Below are 22,010 nucleotides of genomic sequence, written 5' to 3' on the forward strand. Positions count from 1 at the left end.
AAACGCACTTAAGTCAGCTTCAAGCTTATAGTTATTTGTTAAGCAATATTTATACCCAACTGGTAACGAATAGATGAAAAAAATAATTTCTTACTTATTTTCAATAAGTTCACTGATAACCATAAGCTTCAGTGCTCATGCCTCTTGGTATGAAGTTACCGGTACCGCAGCCATCGTATCCTCAGAGGAAACGGCAAGGGTTCATGCTCTGGAAGACGCGGTATATAAAGCGATCCAGTTCTCAGGTGCTGATATTGGTAGTATCTCCAACCTCACGCCGTACCTCGACGCAAACAAAAAAGAGTTTCAATTTACCAATCATGAAGTGCGCTACATCTTGGTAGAAAAAGAGAAAAAACGCAGTGGCAATATAATGATCACCGCAAGGATCGATATCTATCCTTCGGCAAATGCTTGCCATGAGAGCCAATATAAGAAGACATTTTTGGTCGGCAACATCGATGTAACTTCCCCACAGCAAGCTGTAATGGGCAGAATCTATAACATCGGTGATGATTTTGGTCATGTCGTAGATCGACAGCTGGCGCAAGAGTCTCGCAGCTTTGTTTCCGTTGGCACGACCAATTACGACATCGACAAACGTCGACCTGAAGTGATCAAGATGATCGCCCAAGACACTGGCGCACAATACATCATTGGTGGCGACATTACCGATTTAACCGCGACCATCGAGTCCAAACTGTTGAAAGACGACATCATCAATCGCCAGTTTGCGTTAGAGATGCAAGTCTTCGATGGTAAAACAGGGCATCAGGTTTACAACCGTAGCTATCGTGAAGTGGCAAAGTGGCCATTTGCTAAGACCAGTGAAGTCGACACCCGCAGTGCCCGTTTCTGGGCATCAACCTACGGCAGCATGATGCTGCGTGTTAGCCGTAATATTATGTTGGACTTAGAATCGGAAGTGTCATGTAAGATCACCCTTCCAGAGGTGGCAGCGGTATTTGGTAACACTGTGACCATTGATTTAGGTCGAATGCATGGCGTACAACAAGGTGACAAGTTGCAACTGTGGCACACAGGTTCGTTTATCGACCAACGCGGTTTGCCACGCAACAAGGTTTCTCAAAGCGACATCACCCTAACGGTTTCTCGCGTTTACGAAAACGAAGCGGAACTCACGATTGATCAGCCAAGCCTTGCGGGAAGCATTCAAATTGGTGATGTGATGCAGAAAATCATGTAGTTAGCGACACTCTCGTCTCAGAGTTTCTAATAAAGCCTTAGCAAAGATGCTAAGGCTTTATTTTTTTCATGGGTATTAGTTTCGGTTTTGCAGTATTTGGCGTAATCTTATTGATAACATAATCATCACTTAGCAAACTATGAGTCAGAATAATCTAATTGGTGCTACCGGTTACCGCTTTATCTCGAAAGGTAAAACCGCTTTTAAGATCCACATCCATACTCCCGAAGATACGGTGCTGCATCGGTCGGTCGGTTTTGTTCGTATGGGTGAAGACAAAGCACTAAAGAAAACCATTAAATTAAGAGATGAACTGGGCAGACAGCTATGGGGCAAATTTTGGCCCAAAGTCCTCAAAGAGCCCTACCTGATGACGCGCCTGCCTCATAGTCTAGAACCCAAAATTGTATTCAAACCAAATCCAACTCAGAGTGATCCCGAACACCGCGACGAATGCTACATCGCTAAGTGGCGTGTATTCTCAGAAAACGGCGACTACAAATACAAAACCAAGGTGTGCTCCATCAGAAAGCACGGCCGACTTGCCGCCTATAGCCAAACCAAACGCGCCCTGCTTGATGCCCACAAAGACGTGATTGATCTACTTGTCTTTATGGGACGATTGAACAGCATCGATCTGAAGTAATCTAGAATGCAATTAGGTTGATTACCTGTATTGTTCACATACAAAAACAGCCGCACATTGCGGCTATTTTTATTTTTAGGCTAGGCATCTTGACGCTTTAGCGTGTTGTCTACACTAAATAGACCACCTAGCTTCGGCATATCTCTGCCAATGTCGTGAGTCTGCGCTTAGACTCTTTCACATAAGGGTTGGTTTGATCCCATGCGTAACCCGCCAGAATTGAGCACACCATCTGCTTAATCTTTGGGTTTGGATCTTGATAGAAAATCACGTCCTGCAAAGTACCTGAGTACCACCCCTCAACATACGTTCTAAAGGTGTTTACACCCACCATCAACGGATCAGCATAATCACGCTCCCAATCGACGTGTTCACCGTTAAGCTGCTTTTCCACACACTCAACCGCAAACTGAGCCGACTTCATCGCAATCGTCACGCCAGATGAAAATACCGGATCCAGGAACTCACCAGCATTGCCAAGCAACGCGTACTTATCCGTCGCCAGATGTTTTACATTGGCAGAATAGCCACCAATTTCACCTGCAGGGTTTGGATATTCGGCATTTGCCAGAATTTCGGCTAAGCCCGGCTCTTCTGCCGCTAGCTGTTTAATGGCTACAATCTTGTCTTCTGGATAGGACTCAAAGAACTTAGGCTCTCCTACCACACCAAACGAAGAGACACCGTTGCTAAACGGGATCAACCAATACCAAACATCAGGGTTACTTGGGTGCACTGAGATCAGGATTTTATTGCGGTCATATTCGAGGTTGGTATCAACCTCTGCAATATGATCGTTAATGTGCGTAAAAATAGCTTTGCGTGGAGGAAGTGATGACGGCTCTTCCAAGTTAAGCATTTTCGGTAGCACTCGGCCAAAACCACTGCCATCTAAAACGTATTGCGCTTCTAGCTGATAGCGTTCTCCACCCAACACTTGCACATCTAAAATGGTGCTGTCGTCGGTGAAATTAATGCCCATCAACTCATGTTGGTAATCAATGCAGACACCCTGCGCCTCAGCCGTATCCGCCAAAACCTTATCAAAGGCACCTCGCTGAACCTGAAACGTGGTTCCTGGACCAGAAGAGAACTTGTCTTCAAAATTGAACGCCGTATAAACGCCATTTTTGCGAAAGGCTGCGCCATCTTTGTATTGGAAGTTGGCGTTGGTAACTGCGTCGGTCATCCCAGCCTGTTCAATCACTTCCATGCAAGCGGGTAATAGGCTTTCACCAATAGAAAAGCGAGGGAATACGCTCTTTTCAATCACTCGAACATCGATGCCTTTTTTATGAAGTAAAGACGCAGCAATAGACCCTGATGGCCCAGCTCCGATGATCACCACTTGAGTTGATAGTTTTTTCATTATTTAAGCCATGTTTGTTATTTTTATTGCGCGCCAGCTTTCAATTCTAGAAGCGTGTGACCAAGACCGATATCGTCGGTACGCGTTACCACTTCAAAGCCCGCTTCTTCAACGATCTCTAAGAAATCTTCACTGCGGTAAAAACGACTGTTGCCATTGGCCAAGCAGGTAAAGTAGAGAGACGTCGCGTTTAAGCTATAAGAAGCCGCATCGTATTTCTGTGAATCCCAAAACAGTTCAAGGATATAGACAGTCGCATCTTCTGACATATGAGAGCGAACGCGCTTTAATATGCTCAGAATCTCCATTGGCGAGAAACAATCAAGGAACTGACTCATCCACCAAACATCCGCGCCCGTTGGCAGAGTTTGCTGTTTATCGAGCATATTCGCTGGGAATGGCGTGACTCGCTCTTGATGACCATGCTTTGCCGCGTTTGCCATTGCCATTTCTAGCTGCTGTGGCAAATCAACAATCGTCACCTCAACGTCCGCATCATGGTTGCAGCATTGCATCGCCCACTTACCCGTGTTGCCGCCGATATCCACCAGCGACTTAGGTTTCTTGCTGAAGACTTTTTCAAGTAACACAGGGAACGAGCGATCCGAATAGAAGTGATCAAACTTGAACCAACTCTCTTTTGCTTTTTCTGGCAATTGAGACAAGCCTTGGTAAATGGTTTCCCAATCACCCAACTCTTTCAAGCCTGCAGGTGTGCCTTCTTCAATCGCTTCTGTTAGATGCATCATCGCGGCATAACAAACATCGGCTGTGAAATCCATGTTTGCGTTAGTCATACCATCATGCAGAAGGTAGAAACCAAGGTTAGCCATTTTGTAGTTAGGCTTTTCCCAAGTCACAATATGAGCACTTAACGCCATATCGAGCAGGACTTTCACGCCGTACTCAGAGACACCGGTCGATTCAGAGATAGACTCTGCTGGTAAACCCTCGTTGCCCGCGTCATCTAACGCTTTCAAAATGCCTAAATCACGAAGTGTACGAGCAGTATGAAAAACAATCGGAGCGAAAGACAATTTCTGCGCTTCTGTTTTTGCTTCTAATGCGTTGAATGGATCTAATTTATATTCCGACACGAAAAACCTAACTTTAAATAATAGAGAGTTACTCAGCTGCCATTTGCGCAAGCTTACGTTTAATATCAACGTTTAAGTTATTAACCCAACGGTTGTAATTACGGTGTATTTCACCATCGTCGTACTTCAAATTCTCTGATTCAACGTAAAGAATAGAGTAAAACTTATCACTATAAGGAATTTCAACCACAGCGTGGTGCGAACGAACATACAATTCAGCGCGGATCAAACCAGGCTTTATTTCTGAAACCAACCAGCCTCGATTTTCAGCAGATTCAGAAATAGCTGATTTAACCTGTTTACTTTGAAGATTCAGTGCAACTGGAGTATCCTCAACATTCATTACAGGTTGGACGCGTCCACATCCTGCAAGAACGAATATGAATAACATTGAAACTGCTATTTTTAGTAATTTCATTTAAATTCCTTATCTGTGTTTATTTATAAGCGCGCATAGTATTTAGTTAGACTCAAAGCAAATCAATACTCTATGTCAAATCAATCCCAATTAATGTCGTTTAATATTGAGAAATGGTCTGCAAATTCGGCTGGTCTCAATTCTGTTGCCCAATGGCAAGCGTGGAGCACTAATTTAGATTGGCCACAAGATGGCTCAACTGAATTTAAAGCGATCCCACCGATGATGCGCCGCCGAATGAGTGTGCAAAGCAAACTTGCTGTCCAAACCGCGTTAACCCTATTAAAAGACACCTCGATTGATTATCTGGTCTTTGCTAGCCGACATGGTGAGTTGCATCGAACCGCCACTTTAATTCAGTCGATATTAGAAGGTGACGATGCCTCACCAATGGCGTTCTCGCAGTCGGTACATAATACCGCAGCTGGTCTAACCACCATTGCCGCCAAAGCACCGATTCCACTGACTTCAATAGCCGCAGGGCAAGATACTTTCCATAACGCTCTGATCGAAGCTTATCTTTACCTTCATCAATATCCGTCGCATCGAGTGTTAGTTATCGATTTCGACCAACCTCTGCCCGAGCTCTACCAAGAGTACGAAACACAGAACTTTGCTGATTATGCGCTGGGCTTAGTGCTCACCGCTGGCAGTGAATACTCTATTACTAGGACAGTAGAGACCAACCAAGCACCTTCCGTGTTACCACAAGGGTTACAAACGCTCCAACATATCTTATTAGGTACAAATAGGTGGGCTATTGCTGGCAAGCACCAAACTTGGTCTTGGGTAAATAACACCGAGACAGGTACAGCGTAATGAGCAGAGTAGACCAGTATTGGCGAGTATTCGCGACAGGCCTCTGCTTTACCATCTTTGGTTTGGGTGGCTTAGTATTGAGCTTCTTAATCTTACCGACTATCGCGCTAACCAATCCCAATACCATTAAAAGAGAGCTTAAAGCACAGCGATTAATCCGTTTCTCATTCAATGCGTTTTGCCAGATCATGAAGTTCACCGGAGCAATCGATTACCGAATTGATGGTGCAGAACTACTGCGTAACGACCGTAACTGCATTATCGTCGCCAACCACCCAAGTTTGATTGACTATGTGCTGATCGCCTCTCAACTTCCTCAATGTGATTGCCTCGTCAAAGCGGCCATTTGGGAAAACCCTTTTATGAAAAGGATTGTCAAAGCGGCAGGTTATATACCGAACCAAGCCCCTGACGATCTTTTAGAGCGCTGTGAAGAACGCTTCTCACGTGGCAATGTCATGCTGATTTTTCCCGAAGGAACTCGCACAACGCCAGGAATTGAACCATCCTTACAGCGTGGGGCGGCACAAATCGCGACTCGAACACAAACCGATTTACGCGTGATTCATATTACGGTTTCTCCGACATTCTTAACGAAAGAGAAAAAATGGTATCAAGTTCCTGCGTCGAAGCCCTTTTTTCATGTCGCGGTGAAAGGTAAAATAGAAGTCGAACCATTTATTGAAGGCTCAAATAATTTAACTTCGGCAGCAAGGCGCCTTAATCATCATCTTGCACAAACAATTTTCCCTTCCGAAGAAAACATTTAGCGTATCAATAACATAACAGGCGATATCGGCATTTCGAAAATACCTCATATAATGTAGAATCGCCCCCTTAAAGCAGCATTCAGATAAAGCATTAAGTAGGCCAAAGTGGAAACATTACACAACGAACTGAAACAACTGATCATCGACGCATTGAACCTTGAAGACATGAGCATTGATGAGATTGAAACGGAAGCTCCACTATTTGGTGATGGACTTGGACTAGACTCTATCGATGCCCTTGAGCTTGGCCTTGCTATCAAGAAAAAGTACAACATTGTTATCGATGCAGATGATTCAAACACTCGACAGCACTTTGCGTCAGTTGAAAATCTAGCGAACTACATCTCTTCTCAAACGAATAACTAGACAGATCTTTATGACACAAGCTAACCAACAAGAAGTATACAACCAGGTTAAAGATGCGCTTATTGAGCTGTTCGAGCTTGATGCTGAAGATATCACCCCTGAAGCTCATCTCTATCTTGATCTAGACCTAGACAGCATTGATGCCGTTGATTTGGTCGTTCACCTACAGAACGTCACAGGTAAGAAGATCAAACCTGAAGAGTTCAAAGCAGTGCGCACCGTTAATGACGTTGTCGAATCTGTGGTTGAACTATTGAAGGACGCCTAATGCGTCCTCTGCTGACTTTACTGTCGGCAATTATACTTTTCACTTATCCAATAGCGGTTTACTTTGGACTCAACAAGTTTGGCTTACAAACCGTTGGTATTGCCTTAGCCGCTATCTTTGCTGTACGCATTTTCACCGGCGGTCAGGCTAAAATCAAAGAGCTAAAACACCTAGCTTGGATCAGTGGAAGTGCCGGTATTGTTCTGCTGGCTTTAGGCTTAGCCTTTAAGCAACACGGCTGGCTAACCTATTATCCCGTTATCGTTAATGTTTGTATGCTGGTTGTATTCGCTTCGAGCCTATGGCAACCACAAACGATTATCGAACGTCTTGCTCGCCTTCAAGAGCCTGAACTTCCGCAAAGTGGCGTTGATTACACACGACAAGTCACCAAAGTGTGGTGCTTGTTCTTTGTTATCAATGGCTCTATAGCCCTTTACACCTGCTTCCAACCGCTAGAAGTATGGACCCTATACAATGGCTTACTCAGCTATCTGTTTGCAGGGTTACTCTTTGCAGGAGAGTGGGTAGTAAGACAGCGCATTCGTCAGAGTTAAATTGTTATGACCCAAACCGTATCTTACACCTCGTTGTCTGAGCTTCTCAGCCAGGACAGAACCCCTGAATCTATTGTCTGCTTTGACGACAATAGCGAGATTACGTGGCAAACATTTAACGACGACTTATCTCAACTCGTACAATTTTTGTCTTTATCCCCTTTTCAACGAATCGCGATTTGTACCCAAGACAGCTACCTATTTACGGTGGCCTTTTTGGCATGTGCAGCAGTCAACAAACACATCATCTTACCGGGCAACTACCAGCCATGTGCGCTTGCTGAGTTAAGTAAGCAGTTTGCTTGCCTGCTAGTTGATAACTCGATTGGCGAAGTTGAGGTGAATGACGTTCGTAATATCCAAACCTTATTGGATTCAAACACTGAAGCACAAAAACCTCTAACCGAGAATCTTACGACCATTGATTTGGCAACAGTCCCATTAACTCTGTTCACTTCAGGTTCAAGTGGCACGCCAAAAGCGATAGATAAAACGTTAGAGCACCTCGATATTGAGACCGCTCAGTTACACAAGAACTGGGATGCTTTACTCAAGGGAAACCGAATCCAAAGCACCGTTTCCCACCAACACATCTATGGCCTGCTGTTTAGAATCTTATGGCCGCTCTGTTCTGGTGTGCCATTTGCTCGAAACAACCTTGAGTACCCAGAACAAATTCTGTCTCATGCCAATAAAAACTGTGTACTGATCAGCAGCCCAGCGCTACTTAAACGATTAAAACATGAGACCAACAAGGTACAACTTGCAGGAATCTTCTCTTCGGGTGGTCCATTGCCTACCGAGTCGGCTCACCAGTCACGAGATCTGCTTGGTCATTTACCGATTGAAGTCTTTGGTAGCACAGAAACCGGTGGCATCGCATTTCGTCAGCAAGAGAGCGCTCAAACGCCTTGGCAACTTTTTGCCTGTATTGAGGCTAGTCTCAACAGTGAGAATTGCATTAAGTTATTGTCGCCGTACATCGATAAGAATAACTGGTATCAAACCTCTGATGAGTGCGAGATGGTCTCGGAGAATCAATTCATATTGAAGGGCCGAACGGACCGAGTGATCAAGATAGAAGAAAAGCGAGTATCACTGGTTGAAGTGGAAAAGCGACTGGAGCAACTGCCTTGGATAAGTGAGTGCGTGGTTATTCCATTTGAGGAGCCTGAGCGATTAATATTAGCCTCTGTTTTGGTATTATCAGATGAAGGCCAAGCCGCTCTATCGACCATGAGCAAAGGTAAATTCTGGTTGATGCTGCGTACAGAACTCAGAAAGTGGTTAGAGCCAATCGCAATCCCGAGAAAATACCGTGTTGTCGATGAGATCCCCCTCAACAGCCAAGGTAAGCGATTAACATCTCACATAGAACAGCTAATAAAATCATAGAAACCGCTGATCGTATTTTACACTGAGATTATCTTTTTATATTTTTGTCAAAGAACCAATATTTGCCCAAGGATTCTAAGCACGCCCTATGGATAAAAGAAAACCAAACATCATTGCTGTAGACACGGTAGAAAATGAATCGACCCTGACACTTCATGTTAGCGGAGATATCACCGACTTTAATGGGCACTTCAAGAGCTTCCCTATTCTACCGGGCGTCACGCAAATTGATTGGGCACTTCACTACGCAGTCCAAGAGTTAGGCGTTCCTGGTTTCTTTAAAGGAATGGAAGTCATTAAGTTCCAAGAGCCTATCCTGCCTGACGCTACAATCCAGCTATCACTCAAATGGGATGCTGACAAAGACAAGCTGAGCTTTAGTTACACATCAAACAACGGTGAACAGACCCACTCTTCAGGCAAAATGAAGCTGGGAGAAAAAAGTGAATAGCGCTCCCGTCGAGGCTACTTCTCAACACCACACAAAAGAAAGCAGCTACAAGGCTTGCTTCCTTATCCCGTGCTTTAACCATGGCGCAACCATGCCGGCTGTGGTGTCGTCACTTCATCATTTTGAGTTACCGATCATCATCGTTGACGATGGCAGTGAACTCACAACAAAACAGTTTCTGTCTCCCCTAGCAGAGAATTCAAACGTAACCTTGGTGACGCTTGAACAGAACCAAGGTAAAGGCGGCGCAGTAAAAGCCGGAATCAAAAAAGCGCAGCAACTAGGCTTTAGCCACGCTATTCAGATAGATGCTGATGGGCAACACGACCTGGAAGCCTTGCCAACATTGATTGAGGCCTCACAAGCTAAGCCACAACGTCTGATATCAGGCCAGCCTATCTACGACGACAGCGTACCCAAAGCAAGGCTCTATGGGCGCTACGCGACACATATCTGGGTATGGATAGAAACCCTTTCTTTATCAATTAAAGACAGCATGTGTGGCTTTAGAGCGTATCCTATCAACCAAACTCAAACTGTGTTGAATAAGTACGATGTTGGTTCGAGAATGGACTTCGATATCGAGATTTTGGTTCGCCTGTATTGGGAAGGTTGCGACATAGACTTCGTTGAAACGCGCGTTATCTATCCTGAGAACGGCATCTCTCATTTCGATGCGTTGTGGGATAACGTCAAAATCAGTTGGATGCATACACGTCTATTCTTCAGCATGCTGCCAAGAGCACCAAAACTGATTGCTCGCCATTTCAAATCCGATTCAGCTGATAATAACCCAAATTTATCGACTGATTCAGAGCCGCAAGCTTCTGAACAACCACACTGGTCCCGCACTCAAGAACGCGGCACAGTATTAGGCATTAAGCTGTTATTAGCCATTTATACCTTGTTAGGTCGCGGTGTGTTCAACCTCATTCTGCGTGGTGTGATGCGTTACTACCACTTGACGGGCCAGCGTGCGCGAAACGCTTCCGAACAATATCTATTCCAATTAAAAGCCTATGCGGAACAGCAAAATATTGAGCTCCCCGGAGAACTAACCAGTTACAACCATCTGCTTTCATTTGGCCATACCATGCTCGACAAGCTCGCGGCATGGAAAGGTGATTTCTCGGCAGATAACCTGACTATTCATGGCCAAGACCAGTTCGAGAGCATGGTGGCAAATAAGCAAGGTGTGCTAATCCTTGGATCTCACCTTGGCAATATTGAGCTGTGCCGAGCTTTAGGTCGCAGACACTCGAACATCAAAATCAACGCCCTGGTTTTTACAGAACACGCCGAACGTTTTAATTCCGTGATGAAAGCGGTTAACCCGCAGTCTGATTTAAATCTGATTCAGGTGACATCGATGGGGCCTGATACCGCTATCTTGTTACAACAGAAACTAGAGCAAGGCGAATGGATCGTGATTGTTGGCGATCGAACTTCCACCAGCAAAGAGAGCCGCTCAGTATGGGCTGAGTTCTTAGGTAAGGAAGCTCCATTCCCTCAAGGTCCATTTATGTTAGCCTCGGTTCTCAAAGCACCCGTATTTTTGCTGTTTGGGTTACGTGACGACTCACAATCTAAGCCGCATTTTAATGTCTATTTCGAGCATTTTAGCAACAAGATCGAGCTACCAAGAAAGACTCGCGAACAATCTTTACAGCAAGTCGTGCAAAAATACGCAAATCGACTTCAGCACTACACACTGCAAGCACCGCTTCAGTGGTACAACTTTTTTAATTTTTGGACATTGAGCAAGCACCATGACGAAAAAGAATCCAAATAGCATCACCTTTGGTGCCGAGCGCCTCACGATTGAGGATGTTGTCGCTATCTCACAAGGCGCAAAAGCCTCGATGAACACAAGTGAAGCATTCACATCTAAGATCGACCGTGGTGTCGCTTTCTTAGAACGCCTATTGAAAGAAGAAGGTGTGATTTACGGTGTAACGACGGGTTACGGTGACTCATGTACGGTTGCGATTCCGCCAAACCTAGTTGACGAGCTACCACTGCATTTAACACGTTTTCACGGCTGTGGTTTAGGTGAAATATTGTCTCACGAACAAGCTCGTGCAGTCCTTGCAACTCGTCTTTGTTCGTTATCACAAGGTGTCTCTGGTGTGACTCACGATCTACTCAACCAGATCGTTACCCTAATCAACCAAGACATCTCACCACGCATTCCTCAAGAAGGATCGGTGGGTGCCAGTGGCGACTTAACACCTCTGTCTTACTTAGCCGCAGCACTGATTGGTGAGCGTGATGTAATCTACAAAGGTGAAGTGCGCCCAACCAGTGACGTCTACAAAGAGTTAGGAATTAGCCCTATCAAACTTAAGCCAAAAGAAGGCTTGGCGTTGATGAATGGTACGTCTGTAATGACGGCATTAGCTTGTATCGCTTACAAGCGTGCGGAATATCTAGCTCAGCTATCAACTAAGATCACCGCTATGGTATCAGTCGGTATGCACGGCAATGACTTCCATTTCGATGAAGCGCTGTTTGCAGTCAAACCTCATCCTGGTCAACAACAAGTTGCTGCATGGCTGCGTGATGATCTGCAAGCGGATCGCCCGCCACGTAACAGTGATCGCCTCCAAGATCGTTACTCTCTGCGCTGTGCTCCACATGTTATCGGCGTGGTTCAAGACTCTCTGCCTTGGCTACGCCAAATGATCGAGAACGAGCTAAACAGTGCCAACGACAACCCAATTATCGATGGTGATAATGAGCGCGTACTGCACGGTGGACACTTCTACGGTGGACACATTGCAATGGCGATGGATACGTTAAAAACTGCAGTTGCGAACCTTGCTGATCTGCTTGACCGTCAAATGGCTCAGCTGATGGACTACAAGTTCAACAACGGTTTGCCATTCAACCTAACGGGTGCTGAAGGCGAACGTAAGCCAATCAACCACGGCTTTAAAGCAGTACAGATTGGCGTTTCAGCTTGGACAGCAGAAGCATTGAAACACACCATGCCAGCAAGCGTATTCTCTCGCTCAACTGAGTGTCACAACCAAGATAAAGTGAGTATGGGCACCATCGCAGCTCGTGACTGTTTACGCGTTCTAGAGCTAACCGAACAAGTGGCAGCAGCGTCACTACTGGCGGGGACACAAGCACTCGAACTTCGTAAGCGCCACAATGAGCTTGATGAGCACCACATGAGTGAGAACCTCAAGCACATTCGCGACGAAGTGCTTAAGGAGTTTGAATTTATCGTAGAAGATCGACCACTTGAAGGCGATCTACGCCACTTCATTGCTCGTATTCAAAGTCAGCACTGGTCACTTTACTCATAAAGTAGCCAACCCTTTACGCAATATTGTTGAGAGCGATTTATGTCTGAAATCCTTCACCCATTACAATCTGAGGTGACGCTTATCACCTCATTCCAAGATGCCGACCCAATGGGCGTGATCTATCACGGCAACTACTTCCGATTCTTTGAAGAAGTTAGGCGCATCATGATGGATAAGATTGAGTACAACTACCATGAGATGAAGGATTCTGGCTACATGTGGCCTATCATCGACACGCGCGTAAAGTACATCAAAGCGATACCATTTAATCATCAGATCAAGGTCACGGCTAAGTTGACTGAGTGGGAAAACCGCCTGCGCGTCGATTATGAAATTCATGATGCCCTAACCGGTGCTCGCATGACTCGAGCGCACACAATGCAGGTCGCCGTCACCATCGAAGAACAAGAGATGTGCTTTGCCTCACCCAAAGTGTTTACTGACAAAGTCGAACACTGGCACCAATTTGGTTGCTTACCTCTAGCAACTGAACATCAAACACAAACCTCTAACCCACAGCAGGTGAACCATGAATCTGTTTAAACGCAGTCGCAAATACATCAATATCACGCTAATTGGACTTACTGCGATGATGGCAAGCGGCCTTGTAAGCGCCAAAGAAAACTCTGCTGCTGTCAATTCTATTTCAGAGCTGCAGACGGTGCTCAGCGAAAATAGTATTGTGCGTGGTGAGTTCACTCAAACACGCAATATGGAGATGTTCGCCCAGCCTTTAACGTCACAAGGTACATTTCTGTTAGACAAATCAAGTGGCTTACTCTGGACACAAACCACTCCGTTTCCCGTGAACTTAGTGCTCACCGATAACAAACTGAGCCAAAGGTTTGCCGATCAACCCGCAAAAATCATCACCGACAAAGAAAATCCAATGGCGTTTTATTTCAGCCATATCTTCTTGTCAGTGTTTCATGGGGACACGCAAAAACTTCAGGAACAGTTCGCACTCAATTTTGAGCCCGCAACTAACACCAGCTCTGATGAAAATGTACAAGCATGGACACTGACTCTAAAGCCCAAAAATGCACCGATGAATGCGGTGTTTGAGGCTATCACGCTGCAAGGCAACAGCGATATTGAACGTATTGAGTTGAAAGAGATTCGTGGAGATAGCACAGTGATCGAATTCAGTCAGTTAAGCCATCTACCGGAAGTATTATCAGATGCTGAAGCGAAACAATTCCAACTCTAGTCTTGCCCTTGTTTGGCTTGTTGTTGTAATGCTGTTTAGCGGGTTGTTGACCAAACAATTCGCTTTTTCTTCGTCGGTACCGATTGAAAGCAACATTCTAAAGTTACTGCCCGAAAACCAGCAAGACCCAATGGTAGAGCAAGCCTTTCAGCAGATATCCAGCTCGATGAGCGAGCAAGTGGTATTTATCATAAGCGCTCCCGATATCGAACAAACCATGGTTGCGACCGACGCTTTTGAAAAAGCTCTCAACCAAAGAACTTTTTCAAGTCAGCCAACTCTGTTTAAGCAAGTTCAAGGTAAAATCAACGCCAGCACTCAAAGCCAGTGGAGCGATTTCTATTTTCGTCACCGATCTCAACTGCTGACCCAACAACAAAAAGAGACGCTGACACACTCGCCTGATTCGCGAGCTCAATATGTCATTCAGTCTCTGTACAATCCATTCTCAGGCGTCACTGCAGCAGAGTTATCTCTCGACCCATTCTTGTTATTTCGCGACTACATCAGTGCTATTGGCGTCCAATCAAGTAACTTTGTTCTGAAAGAGGGCTATCTCACGGCCCAGTCGAATGAGCAAACTCATATTTTAGTCACGGCTACTCTGGCGGACTCACCTTATAGCTTGGCGATTCAAGAACAACTTCCAGATCTTGATTCAATTGAGCGCGAGGTCGAAAAACAATTTGGCGTCAAGGTGCAGCATACTGGTGTGGTGTTCTACGCCAATTACGGTACCGAAAGCGCGAAATCAGAAATCAGTACCATTGGTTTGGGCTCATTGGCAGGCGTTATTTTATTGGTGTGGCTGACATTTCGTAGTGCGCTACCACTTGCCTTATCTTTACTCTCAATCAGTACAGGATTATTGGTTGCACTGGCAAGCACTGTCGCTATCTTTGGTAAGGTGCATCTATTCAGCTTGGTGTTTGGCGCTAGCTTGATTGGCGTATCCATCGATTACTCTTTTCACTATCTCACTGACCGTTTGGCCGCAGGAAGCCACTGGCAGAGCGATAAAGGCCTAAAGCATATTTTCATTGCCATCACTCTAGGTTTAATCACCAGCTTAATCGGATACTTAGGGCTACTGGTTGCGCCATTCCCAGGCTTGCAGCAACTGGCTCTGTTTTCGTCGATTGGACTGATCGCAGCTTACGCCAGTGTGGTGTGCTGGTACCCCGTTTTAGCGGTAAAACCAGGCCAAGAGCGCCCTCTTCCCCTGTCGAAACTTTGGCATACTTGGTTAAGCCTTTGGAGCAACCAAAAATTTAGAATTGGCTTACCGTTAACAGTGACTGTCGTTAGCTTGATGTCACTCAGTCAAATTCGTTACGACGACGATATTCGCCAGCTTCAGGCTATGCCCGAACAACTCAAACAACAAGAGCAAGCCATTACTGAGATATCAGGGTTAGGCAGTGGTCAAAATATGCTTTTGGTCACAGCTCAGAGCGACCAAAAGCTACTCAAAAAATTGACAGAAATCACCACAAGCTTAGATTCGCTGGTCAATAGCCAAGGTATCTCCGGGTATCGCAGCATCAATCAACACTTGTTAAGTAAACAAGAACAGCATGATAACTATCAGTTGGTTGAACAACTCTATAGTCAACAAAGCCATATATTACAAAGCTCTCTCGGTTGGTCTACGTTTCCAGAACTACCAAAATTCGAACCAATCACGGTATCTGGATTTTTGGAGTCTCCAGTCTCAGAGCCTGTTCGACCACTTTGGTTAAAACCTATCGACGGGCAAGCAGCGTCGGTCATTTTGATAAAAGACGTCACTGATGCTGAGCTGTTCTCACAGTGGTTGGAGTCAGATTTTGCTCAGAAGCAAGGTGTGAAACACCTCAATAAAGCGGATGAAATCTCCTCTCTTTTTGCTGAGTACCGCGTCAAGATTACCGAGCTGTTATTGATAGCATTGGCAGCTATTGGCATGCTGTTAGGCTGGCGCTATGGTGTGAAGCAAAGCCTGTTAATGCTGTTGCCTTCATTGATTGCAGGCGTAGCAGGTTTGGCGGTCACGGGCATTTTAGGCTCGACACTGAACCTATTTAACCTGCTTGGTTTGATTCTGATTTTAGGGATTGGCATAGACTACACCCTGTTCTTTGCTGAGCAAAAGAAATCGCTGAGCACCTTATTAGCGATCACCTTGTCAGGTCTCACAACACTACTTTCATTCGGCTTACTGTCGCTGAGCCAGACTCATGCTATTCATAGCTTCGGGGTGACGGTTCTGACAGGGATCTTTGTCGCTTGGCTGCTTTCTCCACTCGCGATCAACAGTAGTAAAAACGTAGAAGGACCAATTACTCGAGAGGCTTTTAGATGATCCAGACATTAAAGGTAACCTTCGCCATACTAGTGGGCATTCTAATGAGTGCCTGCTCGATGGTTTCTCAGCAGCCAAGTGGTGCGAGCGTGTCTATCGATCAAGACACCGATCTAGCACTACCACTGCCAGCTGAACTGGGATACTCATTAACAGCCAGTCAGTTGATTAGCGCTACATGGGAAAATGATACACAGCAGCTTCCGGTTCAAGTCGAAGTCACACCAGGTAAAGTGGTTTTGGCGGGGTTCTCCTCTTGGGGTACTCGCATTCTATCGCTGCAATACCAGAATCAAGTAATTGATACGCAGGTTTTGTCTGGGCTTGGCGCAACTTTGCCACAACCTGAACAGGTGCTATTTAATTTAATGCTTACCTTATGGCCGGCTGAAGCATGGGCTCAGCCTTTACAAAGCATAGGTTGGCACCTAGTCGATACCGACAAAACAAGAACCGTATTTGATGAAAACCAACAGGCAATCATTCAAATTGATTACCAAACAGATCCTGGTACACACAAAACGGCAGGCGACATTGTTTTCAAACATTTGACCCTGGGCTACAACATCACCATACAAACGTTGAACTCAACGATTGTCGACAATCCAAGTAAGAGTTGAACACTATGCCTATTTACATCCAAGACTGTGGTTTCCACTCAGCGCTAGGCTCAGAGATTGCCGATATTCATGGCTGTCTAAAAGACGAGCGTGAATCAAATATGGTCGAAGTGCACGATATGCTGAACGATGGTAAACACACTGTCGTTGGTCAGATCGCGGGTGAACTACCACCGATTCCTTCAGATCTTACGCAATACGCCACTCGCAACAATCAACTGGCGCTGTCGGCTCTTCACCAAATTGAAGATTCTATCGAGCAAGCCAAATCTCAGTTTGGCGCAGATAGAATTGCTGTTGTTATTGGCACCAGCACATCTGGGATCTCCGATGGTGAAGCAGTCTTCAAACAAAAATTGGCAAACGGCGAGTTTCCAGCAGATTACCATTACTCAAAACAAGAGCTTGGTGATACCTCAGAGTTCGTTAGCCAGTATTGCGCATTAACGGGGCCAAACTACGTCATATCTACGGCTTGCTCATCCAGTGGTCGTGTGTTTCTCACTGCACAACGTTTGCTAGATTCAGGCATGGCTGATGCTGTATTAGTCGGTGGTGTGGACACCTTATGTAAGCTGACACTCAACGGTTTTCATGGCCTAGAAGCACTCTCAACAACACATTGTAAGCCGTTTAGCGCCTCTCGTGATGGTATCAATATCGGCGAAGCGGCGGCATTTATGTTGCTCAGCAGAACAAAACTAGCCAGTGTTAATGCAGCACAAGACACGTCAAACATTGCCTTATTGGGCTGTGGTGACAGCTCTGATGCACACCACATTTCAGCGCCTCACCCTGAAGGCAATGGTGCTGAACAAGCAATGAAAAAAGCGTTACATTCTGCACAGTTAAACGCAGAAGACATTGGTTATATCAATGCACATGGTACAGCAACGCCACTCAATGACTCGATGGAAAGTAAAGCCATTCATCGTATTTTTGCAAACAAGGTTCCCGTCAGTTCTACCAAACCGCTGACCGGGCATACTCTAGGCGCAGCAAGTGCGATTGAGGCTGCAATTGCGTGGCATATTTTGAAATATGACTTACCGCTTCCCTTACAAAAATGTCAGGATAAAGCTGAAGATATTGAGATTGATTTGGTAAACTGTTCACAGAAACTTAAAGCAAAGAACATCTTAAGCAACTCGTTTGCTTTTGGTGGCAACAACATTAGCCTGATTTTTGGTGTAGTAAATGACTGATATCCCTTCTGTAGACCAACTTCTCCCTCACGATGATCCGATGATATTAATCGATCGTGCTATCAGCGTAGAGGCGTTGTCGATCCACTGTCAGGTCGATATTGGTGACCATAATCTGTTCTTTGACGCCGAATCTCAAACGGTACCAGCATATGTTGGAATCGAGTTTATGGCGCAGTCTGTAGCGGCATGGTCTGGATATCACGCACTTAAAAACGGCACCACGCCCCCAATCGGATTCTTACTCGGCTCTCGTCGCTATAAATCACTGTGTGATGAGTTTACTCAAGGTCAGACCCTTGATATCTACGCCGAACAGATGATGGAAGACAGCGGTATGGCTGTGTTTACCGCAAGAGTCGAAGACCGAGGTGAGTTAGTGGCTCAATGCCAACTCAACGTCTACGTGCCGACCGAACAAAAATTACAAGAAATGAAAACTAGGAGCCCATCATGAGCCGTCAGGTTTTAGTCACTGGTGCCAGTAAAGGTATTGGTAAAGCGATCGCTATTCAACTCGCGAAAGACGGGTTTGAAATCGCCGTTCATTACATGGGTGACAAGCAAGGTGCTGAAGAGACGCTAAAGTCGATCACCGAACTGGGTGGCGCTGGACGTCTTATTCAATTTGATATCAGCAAACGAAGCGAGTGTCGCGAAAAGCTTGAGTCTGATATCGCTGAACATGGTGCTTACTATGGTGTAGTGAACAACGCGGGCATTACTCGTGACACTGCATTCCCCGCGATGACGGAAGAAGAGTGGGATGGTGTGATCCATACCAACCTAGATAGCTTCTACAACGTACTTCACCCTTGTGTAATGCCTATGGTTCAAAAGCGTAAAGGTGGCCGTATCGTCACTCTAGCGTCGGTATCCGGCATTATGGGTAACCGTGGTCAAACTAACTATGCTGCAGCAAAAGCGGGGGTGATTGGCGCAACTAAGTCTCTTGCTCTAGAACTCGCAAAACGCAAGATCACGGTAAACTGTGTCGCTCCTGGCTTAATTGACACAGGTATGGTTGACGAGCACGTGAAAGATCATGCACTTCCTCAAGTACCACTGCGCCGTATGGGTGAGCCGGAAGAAGTAGCCGGCCTAGTCAGCTACCTAATGTCTGATATTGCAGGCTACGTAACTCGCCAAGTGATTTCAGTAAATGGAGGCTTAGTATGACCCGCCGCGTTGTTGTAACTGGAATGTCTGGTGTTACTGCTTTTGGTAACGACTGGCAACAGATAGAGCCTAAGCTAAAGGCCTGTGAAAATGCGACTCAATATATGCCAAGCTTCGAGCAATATGATGGTCTCAACACAAAACTTGCCGCGCCTATTGATGACTTCCAACTGCCTAAACACTACAAGCGTAAGCAAGTGCGTGGCATGGGCCGTGTATCACGCCTAGCTACCGTTGCGACTGAGAATGCATTGGAGCAAGCCGGCTTAATTGGTCACGATGTATTGACCAATGGCGAAACTGGTATCGCTTACGGCTCTTCAACTGGCAGTACCGATGCGGTTGGTGCTTTCGGAGTAATGCTGAACGAGAAGTCGACACGAGCGATCACCGCAACGACTTACGTTCAGATGATGCCACACACAGCCGCGGTAAACGTAGGTCTGTTCTTTGGTCTGCGTGGCCGCGTGATTCCCACCAGCAGCGCCTGTACTTCAGGAAGCCAAGCCATTGGTTACGCCTATGAAGCGATCAAGCATGGTTACCAAACCGTAATGGTTGCCGGTGGTGGTGAAGAGTTATGCCCAACTGAGTCTGCCGTTTTCGATACCCTTTTCGCTACCAGTTTAAAAAACGACACACCCAAGAAATCCCCTAGCCCATACGACAGCGAGCGTGATGGCTTGGTTATCGGCGAAGGCGCTGGAACCCTGATCCTTGAAGAGTACGAACATGCTGTTGCTCGTGGCGCAAAGATCTACGCAGAAATCATAGGTTTTGCGAGCAACTGTGATGCGGCTCATGTGACTCAACCTCAGATGGAAACCATGCAAATCTGTATGGAGAAAGCATTGAGAGACGCACAACTTCCAGCTGAGAAGATTGGCTATGTTTCTGCGCACGGTACTGCGACTGAAAAAGGTGATATTGCAGAGAGTAACGCGACAGCGAATATCTTTGGTGAAGTACCAATCAGCTCTCTTAAGAGTTACTTTGGCCATACGCTTGGTGCGTGTGGTGCAATTGAAGCTTGGTTAAGCTTGGAGATGATGCATTCCGGCTGGTTCAGCCCAACCTTAAACCTTGAGAACATCGACGAACGCTGCGGCAAGCTCGATTACATCACGGGCTCAGGTCGCGAATTGGATGTTGAATACTTGATGAGCAACAACTTTGCTTTTGGTGGAATCAACACCTCTATCATCTTCAAGAAAGTCTAAGCTTAGCTACATAAAACGCTAAGTAAATAAAAAGGGCCAGTAACCAAGTTACTGACCCTTTTTTGATTCTATCAATCGCTCAAATTAAGCGTTAGCTTCACGCTCAGCGATGAACTCAAGAGCCATCTTGATACGAGCGATTACGCGCTCTTTACCAACAAGCTCCATCACTGCATCAACAGAAGGAGACTGACCGCCGCCTGTTACTGCTACGCGAAGTGGCATACCGATTTTACCCATGCCGATCTCTAGCTCTTCACATACTGCTGCGATAACACCGTCTTTGATGTTTGCAGTCGTGAAATCTTCAAGCGCTTCAACCTTAGCAAGCGCAAGCTCTAGTGGGCCTTTAGCAACACCACGTAGGTGCTTCTTCGCTGCGCCAGCTTCAAACTCAGAGAAATCTTCGTAGAAGTAACGAGATTGCTCAGCAAGTTCGATAAGCGTGTTACAACGCTCGCCAACTAGCTTGATCACTTCAGTGATCGCTGGGCCATTTGTTGTATCGATCTTCTGTGCGTCTAGGTGCCATTGCAGATATTTTGCAACGTACTCAGGCTCAGAAGTCTTGATGTAGTGGTTGTTCAACCAAAGTAGCTTTTCAGTGTTGAATGCAGATGCAGACTTGCTGATTGCTTTAAGGCTGAAGAACTCAATCATCTCTTCTTGAGAGAAGATCTCTTGGTCACCGTGAGACCAACCTAAACGAACTAGGTAGTTGTTCAGTGCATTTGGTAGGTAACCTTCATCGCGGTATTGCATTACAGAAACAGCACCGTGACGCTTAGAAAGTTTCGCACCGTCATCACCAAGAATCATTGCACAGTGAGCGAAAGTTGGAACTGGCGCGCCTAGTGCTTCGTAGATGTTGATTTGACGAGGTGTGTTGTTGATGTGATCTTCACCACGAACAACGTGTGTAATACCCATATCCCAGTCATCCACTACAACTACGAAGTTGTAAGTTGGAGCGCCGTCTGTACGACGAATGATTAGGTCATCAAGTTGGCTGTTAGAAATTTCAATGCGACCACGAATTTGGTCATCAAATACTACGCTGCCTTCTTTAGGGTTACGGAAACGGATAACGCACGCATCACCTTCTTTTGCTGCTTTGTTTGCTGCAACAATTTTAGGGTGGTTCGCATCGTAACGAGCCATTTCCTTGTTTTCTTCTTGCTCTGTACGAATTTCGTCAAGCAACTCTTTAGACGCGTAACATTTGAATGCTTTGTCTTCAGCAAGTAGCTTATCAACCATTTCGTTGTAACGGTCAAAACGCTTAGATTGGTAGTAAGGACCTTCATCCCATTCCATACCCATCCATTGCATGCCTTCTAGAATTGCATCAACCGCTTCTTGAGAGTTACGCTCAAGGTCCGTGTCTTCGATACGTAGAACGAATTCACCACCTTGGTTCTTAGCGAATAGCCAAGAGTAAAGTGCAGTACGTGCACCACCAACGTGAAGATAGCCAGTTGGGCTAGGAGCAAAACGAGTTTTAACCGTCATTTAAATACCTTGATTATGTAGGTGATTCTTTTAGTGGGGT

The 22,010-nt window shown here is 45.7% G+C and carries 23 protein-coding genes; 19 read left to right on the forward strand and 4 right to left on the reverse strand.

Features of this window, described 5'->3' with window-relative positions; genetic code table 11:
- The first annotated feature begins 73 nt into the window (after positions 1-73).
- Both AB6E51_RS18285 and AB6E51_RS18290 read left to right on the forward strand, forming a co-directional pair.
- Positions 74-1,207: a flagellar assembly protein FlgT gene (locus AB6E51_RS18285; protein WP_017064138.1), complete on the forward strand. Its 1,134-nt coding sequence runs from the start codon at positions 74-76 to the stop codon at positions 1,205-1,207.
- A gap of 139 nt (positions 1,208-1,346) precedes the next feature.
- Positions 1,347-1,853, forward strand: a complete 507-nt coding sequence (locus tag AB6E51_RS18290) for a hypothetical protein (protein ID WP_048611319.1) — start codon at positions 1,347-1,349, stop codon at positions 1,851-1,853.
- 127 nt (positions 1,854-1,980) lie between these two features.
- On the opposite strand, the gene AB6E51_RS18295 is transcribed toward AB6E51_RS18290, so the two are convergent.
- Genes AB6E51_RS18295 through AB6E51_RS18305 form a run of 3 tightly spaced genes read right to left on the reverse strand, consistent with a single transcriptional unit; the run spans position 1,981 to position 4,737 of the window.
- On the reverse strand, positions 1,981-3,222 hold the full coding sequence (locus tag AB6E51_RS18295; RefSeq protein ID WP_372058783.1) for an NAD(P)/FAD-dependent oxidoreductase: 1,242 nt from the start codon (positions 3,220-3,222) through the stop codon (positions 1,981-1,983).
- A gap of 23 nt (positions 3,223-3,245) precedes the next feature.
- Positions 3,246-4,319 carry a methyltransferase gene (locus AB6E51_RS18300; RefSeq protein WP_017062270.1) on the reverse strand — a complete coding sequence of 358 codons (1,074 nt, stop codon included), beginning with the start codon at positions 4,317-4,319 and terminating at the stop codon, positions 3,246-3,248.
- A gap of 28 nt (positions 4,320-4,347) precedes the next feature.
- Entirely contained in the window at positions 4,348-4,737 is a 390-nt protein-coding gene (locus AB6E51_RS18305; RefSeq protein WP_017062271.1) for a hypothetical protein, read from the reverse strand.
- 72 nt (positions 4,738-4,809) lie between these two features.
- Here AB6E51_RS18305 and AB6E51_RS18310 point away from each other — a divergent pair, with 72 nt between their 5' ends.
- The 17 genes from AB6E51_RS18310 (at position 4,810) to AB6E51_RS18390 (ending at position 20,458) form a co-directional block, all read left to right on the forward strand.
- Positions 4,810-5,556 (forward strand): beta-ketoacyl synthase chain length factor, encoded by a 747-nt coding sequence (locus AB6E51_RS18310; RefSeq protein ID WP_170967444.1) that lies wholly within the window; start codon positions 4,810-4,812, stop codon positions 5,554-5,556.
- Positions 5,556-6,326, forward strand: coding sequence for a 1-acyl-sn-glycerol-3-phosphate acyltransferase (locus AB6E51_RS18315; RefSeq protein ID WP_017062273.1), 771 nt, complete (start codon positions 5,556-5,558; stop codon positions 6,324-6,326). The genes AB6E51_RS18310 and AB6E51_RS18315 overlap by 1 nt, the downstream gene beginning before the upstream one ends.
- A gap of 105 nt (positions 6,327-6,431) precedes the next feature.
- Positions 6,432-6,692, forward strand: a complete 261-nt coding sequence (locus tag AB6E51_RS18320; RefSeq protein WP_004736154.1) for a phosphopantetheine-binding protein — start codon at positions 6,432-6,434, stop codon at positions 6,690-6,692.
- A gap of 10 nt (positions 6,693-6,702) precedes the next feature.
- Entirely contained in the window at positions 6,703-6,960 is a 258-nt protein-coding gene (locus tag AB6E51_RS18325; RefSeq protein ID WP_004739745.1) for an acyl carrier protein, read from the forward strand.
- Positions 6,960-7,517, forward strand: coding sequence for a septation protein IspZ (locus AB6E51_RS18330; RefSeq protein ID WP_048669155.1), 558 nt, complete (start codon positions 6,960-6,962; stop codon positions 7,515-7,517). Before AB6E51_RS18325 ends, AB6E51_RS18330 begins: the two co-directional genes overlap by 1 nt.
- Before the next feature lie 6 nt (positions 7,518-7,523).
- On the forward strand, positions 7,524-8,912 hold the full coding sequence (locus tag AB6E51_RS18335; protein ID WP_372058785.1) for an AMP-binding protein: 1,389 nt from the start codon (positions 7,524-7,526) through the stop codon (positions 8,910-8,912).
- Positions 8,913-9,000: 88 nt separating this feature from the next.
- Positions 9,001-9,363, forward strand: coding sequence for a 3-hydroxyacyl-ACP dehydratase (locus tag AB6E51_RS18340; protein WP_017062276.1), 363 nt, complete (start codon positions 9,001-9,003; stop codon positions 9,361-9,363).
- Positions 9,356-11,155, forward strand: a complete 1,800-nt coding sequence (locus AB6E51_RS18345) for a glycosyltransferase (protein ID WP_017062277.1) — start codon at positions 9,356-9,358, stop codon at positions 11,153-11,155. Before AB6E51_RS18340 ends, AB6E51_RS18345 begins: the two co-directional genes overlap by 8 nt.
- Positions 11,133-12,680, forward strand: a complete 1,548-nt coding sequence (gene hutH / locus AB6E51_RS18350) for a histidine ammonia-lyase (RefSeq protein WP_017062278.1) — start codon at positions 11,133-11,135, stop codon at positions 12,678-12,680. The genes AB6E51_RS18345 and hutH overlap by 23 nt, the downstream gene beginning before the upstream one ends.
- 39 nt (positions 12,681-12,719) lie before the next feature.
- Positions 12,720-13,223, forward strand: coding sequence for a thioesterase family protein (locus tag AB6E51_RS18355; protein WP_136982904.1), 504 nt, complete (start codon positions 12,720-12,722; stop codon positions 13,221-13,223).
- On the forward strand, positions 13,210-13,890 hold the full coding sequence (locus AB6E51_RS18360; protein ID WP_372058787.1) for an outer membrane lipoprotein carrier protein LolA: 681 nt from the start codon (positions 13,210-13,212) through the stop codon (positions 13,888-13,890). Before AB6E51_RS18355 ends, AB6E51_RS18360 begins: the two co-directional genes overlap by 14 nt.
- Complete coding sequence (locus AB6E51_RS18365) at positions 13,862-16,234, forward strand: MMPL family transporter (RefSeq protein ID WP_048659798.1); 2,373 nt, start codon at positions 13,862-13,864, stop codon at positions 16,232-16,234. Before AB6E51_RS18360 ends, AB6E51_RS18365 begins: the two co-directional genes overlap by 29 nt.
- Positions 16,231-16,854, forward strand: a complete 624-nt coding sequence (locus tag AB6E51_RS18370; protein WP_029235193.1) for a DUF3261 domain-containing protein — start codon at positions 16,231-16,233, stop codon at positions 16,852-16,854. The genes AB6E51_RS18365 and AB6E51_RS18370 overlap by 4 nt, the downstream gene beginning before the upstream one ends.
- 5 nt (positions 16,855-16,859) lie before the next feature.
- Positions 16,860-18,059 carry a beta-ketoacyl-[acyl-carrier-protein] synthase family protein gene (locus AB6E51_RS18375; protein WP_229647681.1) on the forward strand — a complete coding sequence of 400 codons (1,200 nt, stop codon included), beginning with the start codon at positions 16,860-16,862 and terminating at the stop codon, positions 18,057-18,059.
- Positions 18,052-18,516 (forward strand): hotdog family protein, encoded by a 465-nt coding sequence (locus AB6E51_RS18380; protein ID WP_017062284.1) that lies wholly within the window; start codon positions 18,052-18,054, stop codon positions 18,514-18,516. Before AB6E51_RS18375 ends, AB6E51_RS18380 begins: the two co-directional genes overlap by 8 nt.
- Positions 18,513-19,238, forward strand: coding sequence for a 3-ketoacyl-ACP reductase FabG2 (locus tag AB6E51_RS18385; protein WP_017062285.1), 726 nt, complete (start codon positions 18,513-18,515; stop codon positions 19,236-19,238). Before AB6E51_RS18380 ends, AB6E51_RS18385 begins: the two co-directional genes overlap by 4 nt.
- The gene (locus AB6E51_RS18390; RefSeq protein WP_372058789.1) at positions 19,235-20,458 is read left to right on the forward strand and encodes a beta-ketoacyl-ACP synthase; all 1,224 of its coding nucleotides are present in this window, start codon (positions 19,235-19,237) and stop codon (positions 20,456-20,458) included. The genes AB6E51_RS18385 and AB6E51_RS18390 overlap by 4 nt, the downstream gene beginning before the upstream one ends.
- Positions 20,459-20,542: 84 nt before the next feature.
- Here AB6E51_RS18390 and gltX read toward each other — a convergent pair whose 3' ends face one another.
- Entirely contained in the window at positions 20,543-21,970 is a 1,428-nt protein-coding gene (gltX, locus tag AB6E51_RS18395; RefSeq protein ID WP_372058790.1) for a glutamate--tRNA ligase, read from the reverse strand.
- Between the last annotated feature and the right edge of the window lie 40 nt (positions 21,971-22,010).

The sequence above is a fragment of the Vibrio sp. 10N.247.311.47 genome (assembly GCF_041467535.1).
Lineage (GTDB): Bacteria > Pseudomonadota > Gammaproteobacteria > Enterobacterales > Vibrionaceae > Vibrio > Vibrio crassostreae_C.